The organism is Candidatus Nanopusillus massiliensis, assembly GCF_920984865.1.
This window is the reverse complement of the sequence record NZ_OV100765.1, coordinates 606,353-607,503: the sequence shown is the minus strand read 5'-3', so window position 1 is coordinate 607,503 and position 1,151 is coordinate 606,353. Positions and strand designations below refer to the sequence as shown.

The window sequence follows — 1,151 nt, the reverse complement described above, 5'->3', positions numbered from 1 at the left end:
CAATCTATTTAAAAATTGCTAAAATGCCATTTTTATATTTAAAATAGTTAATTTTACTTGGGTTTTTAAAAAATTGCCCCNAAATTTCTTCCATGATTGATTTTTTCTTCTAAATATATCTATAGACTTTCTGTTTAAAAATATTGATTATCAAAAATCTTATAAAAGATATTTATAAAATATTTCATACACCAGTATCAAAATGTAAGTCTATTTTATTGTATTTGCCAATTTTTGATATATTACTAATTAGTAATTAATTATTTTATGTATACTTNNNNAGGAATTATTGTAGTAGATTTTGAAGGCGGTGTTCCCTATAATTTTTTAAAATTTTCTTCAGCCTTTCTTCATCAACATCTTTTTCTGTTATATTAGATTTTTCTTCATGNNNCTTTTCGATAATAATAAAATTCTTTAATTCTTTAAATTCATCAATAGCATAAAATCTCGGAAGAATATTTTTAACTTCCATTAAATCTTCTTTTTTTACAAAAAATTTTACATCTTTATTTTTGTAATATATAATATATTCTTCTTTAAACTCATCTATAAATATTTTATTATAATAAAGTTTGTTTAAATATAAAAAAGAAATTTTTGGTATAATATTATCATCAATTTTTAATCTTTCCGTCAACATCTTAGATAAGATATTATAATCATTTAATAATTCAATATATTTTTTATTTATTTCTTCTTTTTCTTTTTCTTTTTCTTTCTTTTCTTTTTTTTTCTTTATTATTTCCTTTTCTTTTTCTTTTTCTTTTTTCTCTTTCTTTCTTCTTTTTCTTTTCTTTTCTTTCTTTTTCTCTTTTTCCTTTTCTCTCAAATTATTTTTTGCTGCTACAACTTCTACTTTTCTATTTTTTAATATATATCTTAATATTTTAATATATTCTTCCTGTGCTTTCAAGAAACTTTTTTTGCCTTTTCAAAAATTTCTTTTAATTTTTTTAATGCTTCTATTGCCGATATATATGCATCAAATTCATGATTATTTTCAAATATATTCTTTAAATTTTCATCTTGATAATATTTATTTTTTATTTCTAAANTAATACTTGTTTTGGATTATATACACCAATATATTAATTTTGATGCTATATCTAATATTGTCTTTGGTATTTCCTTTTTATCTGTAGTAATAA

1 protein-coding gene (cut by a window edge) is annotated in these 1,151 nt (G+C 19.2%); it reads right to left on the bottom strand.

Annotated elements, in window-relative coordinates; all coding sequences use genetic code 11:
- Positions 1-1,074 precede the first annotated feature (1,074 nt).
- Positions 1,075-1,151, bottom strand: partial view of a DUF460 domain-containing protein gene (locus LUA84_RS03875; RefSeq protein WP_231434521.1) — the end only. The gene runs 154 nt beyond the window's last position; only the last 77 of its 231 coding nucleotides appear in the window; its start codon lies beyond the right edge, outside the window; its stop codon occupies positions 1,075-1,077.